This window comes from Mycobacterium sp., from assembly GCF_032161845.1.
Classification (GTDB): Bacteria; Actinomycetota; Actinomycetes; order Mycobacteriales; family Mycobacteriaceae; genus Mycobacterium.
Genome location: NZ_JAVRQA010000177.1, coordinates 1 through 2,739 on the forward strand (window position 1 = coordinate 1; position 2,739 = coordinate 2,739).

Sequence of the window (2,739 nt, forward strand, 5' to 3'; positions counted from 1 at the left end):
CTCGCGACCATCGTCCGTTGGGTCACCGAGGAGTTGCCGGAGGACAAGCCGCGGCATCTGCTAGGCATTAGCGAGCCCGACGATCTGTTCGCTGCGGTGGCTGCTGGCGCCGATACGTTCGACTGCGTGTCGCCGTCCCGCGTGGCTCGCAACGGCGCCGTCTACTCGGAGGCCGGACGGTACAACATCACGACGGCGCGCAACCGCCGCGACTTCGGACCGATCGATGCCGGGTGCGACTGCTATACGTGCGCGCACTACACCCGCGCGTACGTCCACCACCTGTTCAAGGCCAAGGAGATGTTGGCCTCGACGCTGTGCACCATTCACAACGAGCGGTTCGTCGTCCGGCTCGTCGATCAGATCCGCGAGTCGATCGTCTCGGGGCAATTCGACGAGCTCCGCGAGCACGTCCTTGGCCGGTACTACGCGGCTGCACAATGAATGGGTGACGACCGCAACGGAATCCCAGGGATTGTTGGCCCGGCTGCTCGAGCCCGAGAACCGCGCCGATCCCTATCCGATCTACCGGCAGATCCGCGAGCGCGGACCGATGCTCCTGCCCGAGGGCAACCTCGCGGTCTTCTCGTCATTCCAGGATTGCAGTGACGTCTTGCGTCATCCGGCGACGGCCGTCGATCGACTGAAGTCTACCGCCGCCCAGCGCCAGATCGCCGAGGGAGGCAATCCGCGTCCCTTCGGGCAACCGGGCTTCCTCTTCCTCGATCCGCCGGACCACACCCGGCTGAGAAGGCTTGCGCAACAAGCGTTTGCACCTAAGGTGGTCCGCGGACTCGAGGGCTTCGTCGCCGCGCTGGTAGACAAGCTGCTCGACGGCGTCGTCGCTGCTGGCCGATTCGAGGTGATCGCCGACCTCGCCCATCCGTTGCCGGTCGCGGTGATCTGCCGGATGCTCGGCGTGCCCATCGAGGACGAGCCGGAATTCACTGCCGCATCAGCACTTCTAGGCCAGGGGCTCGATCCGTTCATCGCCTTCACCGGCACGTCCACGGGCTTTCCCGAGCGCCTGGCGGCAGGCAAGTGGTTGCGCGGTTACCTTGGCGACCTCGTCGAGCAGAGACGCGCCGCCCCCCGCGACGACCTCATCTCGGCACTGATCGCCGCCGAGGAGGAAGGCGACCAGCTGAGCACCGACGAGATCGTCGCGACGTGCAACCTGCTGCTGATCGCGGGTCACGAGACGACGGTGAACCTGATCGCGAACGCGGTCCTGGCGATGCTGCGGCATCCCCGGTACTGGGGCGAACTGTCCGCCGATCCGGAGCGTGCGTCGGCGATCATCGAGGAGACGTTGCGGTACGACCCACCCGTGCAACTCGTCGGCCGCGTGGCAGCCGACGACATGACGGTCGGCGGCGTCGCCGTCCCCAACGGCGACACGATGATGCTGCTGTTCTCGGCTGCCCAACGCGACCCGAGTGCCTTCGAACGACCCGACGTCTTCGACCCGGATCGTGACGGCATCCGGCACCTGGCATTCGGCCACGGCGTGCACTTCTGCCTCGGCGCGCCGCTGGCCCGGCTCGAGGCGAGGGTCGCACTGTCGGCGGTCACCGCGCGATTCCCCGACGCTCGGCTGGTGGGCGAACCGGTCTACAAACCGAACGTTACCCTGCGCGGGCTCGCTACGCTTTCAGTCGTCATTTAGCAGTTTGGGCGAGGATTCAGTCGCCCATCGAGCGGTTTGACACCGAATCCGCGGTAGTTGGTACGTTCTACGGCATGAGAATTCTGTTGGTCGGCGCGGGCGGGGTTGGCTCGGCGTTCTGTTCGATCGCGGTGCGCCGCGACTTCTTCGAGCAGATCGTGGTGTGCGACTACGACGGCGAACGCGCCATGGCGGCCGCGGACGCGGTCGGCGACCCGCGGTTCAGCTCGGCACGAGTCGACGCCACCTCTGCGGATTCCATTGCGGAACTCGTTCGCCTGCATGGCATTACGCACGTGATGAACGCCGTCGATCCGCGCTTCGTCATGCCGATCTTCAACGGCGCGATGGCGGGCGGCGCCGACTACCTCGACATGGCGATGAGCCTGTCGGCGCGTCACCCGGACAAGCCGTACGAGCTGACCGGCGTCAAGCTCGGCGACGAGCAGTTCGCGGTCGCGGACCAGTGGGTGCAGGCCGGCCGCCTCGCCCTCGTCGGCATCGGCGTCGAACCAGGGCTTTCCGACGTATTCGCCCGGTATGCCGCGGACCACCTGTTCAGCGACATCGACGAACTCGGTACCCGCGATGGCGCGAATCTCTCCGTCGACGGCTACGACTTCGCGCCGTCGTTCTCGATCTGGACGACCATCGAGGAGTGCCTCAACCCGCCGGTGATCTGGGAGGCGGACAAGGGCTGGTTCGTCACGGCCCCGTTCAGCGAGCCGGAGGTCTTCGACTTCCCCGAGGGCATCGGTCCCGTCGAGTGCGTCAACGTCGAACACGAGGAAGTCCTTCTCATGCCGCGCTGGGTGAAGTGCAAGCGCGCCACGTTCAAGTACGGCCTCGGCGAGGAGTTCATCGACGTCCTCAAGGCTCTGCACAAGGTCGGTCTCGACAGCACCGAGAAGGTGACGGTCGGGGGAGTGCAGGTGAGCCCACGCGACGTGGTCGCCGCGTGCCTGCCCGACCCGGCGAGCCTCGGTGACCGGATGACCGGCAAGACCTGTGCGGGCCTGTGGGTGCGCGGCACCGGCAAGGACGGGCAACCGCGCTCGACGTACCTGTAT

Annotated in this window: 3 protein-coding genes; all 3 read left to right on the forward strand. The window is 66.5% G+C overall.

What is annotated here, in order from left to right:
• Positions 1–444, forward strand: a 444-nt coding sequence (locus QOD90_RS10170; RefSeq protein WP_526349211.1) for a tRNA-guanine transglycosylase, incomplete at its 5' end; no start/stop codon positions are given.
• A 4-nt stretch (positions 445–448) separates the two neighbouring features.
• A complete protein-coding gene (locus QOD90_RS10175) occupies positions 449–1,669 on the forward strand; it encodes a cytochrome P450 (RefSeq protein ID WP_526349213.1) in 1,221 nt (406 codons plus the stop codon).
• Between the two features lie 74 nt (positions 1,670–1,743).
• The coding region (locus QOD90_RS10180; protein WP_526349215.1) for a saccharopine dehydrogenase family protein at positions 1,744–2,739 on the forward strand (996 nt) is incomplete at its 3' end.